This window comes from Streptomyces sp. KLMMK, assembly GCF_036961605.1.
Taxonomy (GTDB): domain Bacteria; phylum Actinomycetota; class Actinomycetes; order Streptomycetales; family Streptomycetaceae; genus Streptomyces; species Streptomyces telluris.
Genome location: NZ_JBAMDC010000542.1, coordinates 1 through 3,587, shown reverse-complemented (window position 1 = coordinate 3,587; position 3,587 = coordinate 1). Strand labels below are relative to the sequence as shown.

General features: G+C 75.9%; 2 protein-coding genes and 1 pseudogene. All 3 read right to left on the bottom strand.

Annotated elements, in window-relative coordinates:
• A partial coding sequence (locus V7793_RS35215; RefSeq protein ID WP_336013761.1) for a VWA domain-containing protein occupies positions 1-1,754 on the bottom strand: 1,754 nt, incomplete at its 3' end.
• Positions 1,755-1,792: 38 nt separating this feature from the next.
• Positions 1,793-3,340: a cobyric acid synthase gene (locus tag V7793_RS35210; protein WP_336013760.1), complete on the bottom strand. Its 1,548-nt coding sequence runs from the start codon at positions 3,338-3,340 to the stop codon at positions 1,793-1,795.
• Between the two features lie 29 nt (positions 3,341-3,369).
• Positions 3,370-3,587, bottom strand: a pseudogene (locus tag V7793_RS35205) (cobalamin biosynthesis protein); the annotation flags it as partial.

Sequence of the window (3,587 nt, the reverse complement as noted above, 5' to 3'; positions counted from 1 at the left end):
TCCACCCGCAGCACCTCGTGCGCCTGCAGGAGGCCCGCCGCCAGGGGCGTGCGCCCGCCGGTCGGCAGCTTCTCCAGCCGCGCCGCGCCCGTGTCCACCGAGGACGTCGGCGGCAGCGCCACGTCCGCGCCGGCGCCCCGGAACGTCACCATGCCGATCTTGTCCCGGCGCTGGTACGCGTCCAGCAGCAGGGACAGCACCGCGCCCTTGACGGCGCTCATCCGCTTGCGGGCGGCCATGGAGCCGGAGGCGTCCACGACGAACAGCACGAGGTTGCCCTCGCGGCCCTCGCGCACCGCCTCCCGCAGGTCGTCGCGGCGGACGACGAGCCCCGCGCCGCTGCGCCCGCGCGCCCGCTGGTGCGGGGCGGCGGCCTGCACCGTGGCGGCCAGGTGGAGCTTGGACAGGGCGCCGCGGGGGCGGCGGGCCCCGGTCGTGCGGCCGTGTGCCGTCCGGGCCCGCGAACGGCGGCCGTCGGCGCCCTCCCCGAGCCCGGGGACGTCGAACTTGCGGATGCGGAAGGGGTCGGCCGCGGCGACGGCCGGGGCCTCGGGGGCCTCCCCGCGGGCGGGGGCGCCCTCGGGGGCGTCCGGACTCTCCGGGGAGGCGGGCTCGGGGCCGGCCGACTCCGGCTCCTGGCGCTGCTGCGGTACGTCGGGGGTGCCGTCGGGGCCCGTGCCGTCCTGCGGGGGCTGCCCGCCGCCATTGGGACCGCCGTCCGGGCCGTCGTCGTCGGGGCCCTCGGGCTCCGGCTCCGGCTCGGGCTCCGGCTCGTCGTCCTCGAACCGGCCGAGGATCTCGTCGAGCTTGTCCTCGTCCAGGCCGGGCGCGTCGAAGGGGTTGCGCCGGCGCCGGTGCGGCAGCGACAGCAGCGCCGCCTGCCGTACGTCCGCGGTCGACACGTCCGTGCGGCCCGCCCACGCGGCGAGGGCGGTCGCGGTGCGCGCGGTCACGATGTCCGCGCGCATGCCGTCCACCTCGAAGCCCGCGCACACGGCGGCGATGCGGCGCAGCGCGCCGTCGCCCAGGCGTACGGACGGCAGCATCGCGCGGGCGGCGGCGATCCGCTCCCGCAGCGTCTCCTCCTCGGCGGCCCACTTCGCGGCGAACGCGGCCGGGTCCTCGTCGTAGGCGAGGCGGCGGCGCACGACCTCGACGCGCTCGTCGGGCTCGCGCGAGGCCGCGACCTCGACGGTCAGGCCGAAGCGGTCCAGGAGCTGCGGGCGCAGCTCGCCCTCCTCGGGGTTCATGGTGCCGACGAGGAGGAAGCGGGACGCGTGGCGCACGGAGACGCCTTCGCGTTCGACGTAGGAGGCGCCGGTGGCGGCGGCGTCGAGGAGGGCGTCGACCAGATGGTCGCCCAGGAGGTTGACCTCGTCGACGTACAGCACCCCCCGGTGCGCGTCGGCCAGCAGACCGGGCTCGAACGCCTTCACGCCCTCGCCCAGCGCCCGCTCGATGTCGAGCGCGCCGACGAGCCGGTCCTCGGAGGCGCCGACGGGCAGTTCGACCATGCGGGCGGGACGGGCGGCGTGCGCCGCCCCGTCCTCGTGCGGGCCGTCCGGGCAGCGGGCGTCGGGGGATGCCGGGTCGCACGAGAACCGGCATCCGGCGACGGCGTCGATCCACGGCAGCAGCGTGGACAGGGCGCGGACGGTCGTCGTCTTCGCCGTGCCCTTCTCACCCCGTACGAGCACCCCGCCGATGGACGGCGAGACGGCGTTGAGGAGCAGGCCCAGCCGCATGTCGTCCATGCCGACGACCGCGGTGAACGGGTAGGTGGCCGAGGCCGTCAACGGGTACCCCCTGTGTTGTCGTTCCGCGCGAGCGGAGCCGGTGCACCCGGCGGTATGAACGGAACCCCCGGGGGGACCCCGTCCTCGATCAGCCGCAGCAGCGCGTCCGTGTCCGCGTGTTCCTCGATCAGATCGCCCAGCCGGTCCAGCTGTTCCTCCCGCAGCGCCGCGAAGCTCGTGTCCGGTGCCGGGACGAACGCCCGGCCCGCGGCCTCCGCGACGCGCCGCAGGAAGGCCCGCCGGAAGCCGTCGCTCTCCAGTGAACCGTGCCAGTGCGTGCCCCACACGGCGCCCACCCGGCAGCCGTCGAGGAACGGCTCGTCCCCGCCGCGGACGTCGGCCACGCCGTGGTGGATCTCGTAGCCCTCGACGGGCTCGCCCAGGGCCGTGCCGACCGGCCGCGCCAGGGTCTTCTCCACCGCGAACCGCACCCGTACGGGCAGCAGGCCCAGGCCCTCCACCACGCCCGCCCGGGACTCCACCTCGTCCTCGATGCGCTCGCCCAGCAGCTGGAAGCCGCCGCAGATGCCCAGGACGGGCCGGCCCTCGGCGGCGCGCCGCGCCAGGGCGTCCGCGAGGCCGCGCTCCCGCAGCCAGTTCAGGGCCCGCACGGTGCCGCGGGTGCCCGGCACCACGACCAGGTCCGCGTCGGCGAGCTCCTCGGGGCGGTCCACGAAGCGGACGACCACGCCCGGCTCGGCCGCCAGCGCGTCCACGTCCGTGAAGTTGGACATCAGCGGCACCGCGCACACCGCGACCCGCAGCACGTCCGCCCCGTGCGGCGGGGCCACTACCGACTCCCGTACGGCGCCGCGCAGCGAGACCCGCAGGCCGTCCTCCTCGTCGATGCCGAGGCCGTGCGCGAACGGCAGGACGCCGAACGTCCGCCGGCCCGTCAGCTCGTACAGCATGTCCAGGCCGGGCTCCAGCAGCGTCACGTCGCCACGGAACTTGTTGACGACGTAACCCGCTATCAGCTCCTGGTCCTCGGGCGAGAGCAGGGCCGTCGTGCCGAAGAACGAGGCGAAGACGCCGCCGCGGTCGATGTCGCCGACCACGACCACGGGCAGCCGGGCCGCCCGGGCGATGCCCATGTTGACGATGTCGCTGCGCCGCAGGTTGATCTCGGCCGGGCTGCCGGCGCCCTCGCAGATCACCGCGTCGTGCGTGCGCCGCAGCTCCTCCAGGCACTCGGTCACCGTGCCGAACAGCTGCTCCTGGCGGCCCGCGTGATAGCCGCGCGCACTGAGCTCGCCCACCGGCTTGCCCATCAGCACGACCTGGCTGCTGCGGTCGCCGCCCGGCTTGAGCAGCACGGGGTTCATGAGGGCGCTCGGCTCCACGCGGGCCGCGGCCGCCTGCATGGCCTGGGCCCGGCCTATCTCCGCGCCCTCGCGCGTCACGAACGAGTTGAGCGACATGTTCTGCGCCTTGAACGGCGCGACCTTGACGCCCTTGCGCGACAGCCAGCGGCAGATGCCGGCCGTCACCACGCTCTTGCCCGCGTCCGAGGTGGTGCCGGCCACCAGCAGGCCCCCGCCCAGCGGGCCCGCGGGCCCGCTCCTGTCAGCCGTCACCGGCTCCTCCTCCGTGCGTACCGTGCGAAGCTTCCGACAGAGAGCCTGCCCACCACGGCCGTTCCCAGGGCCAGCAGGGACACCCGGCGCGAGAGGCGTACTGCGCGCTCGATGTCGTCCGTCGCCACCGGGCGGTTCTCCGCCCCCAGCACGGGCCGGTGCTCGACGCGGCCCGCGTACGCGAGGGTGCCGCCGAGACGCACGCCGAGGGCGC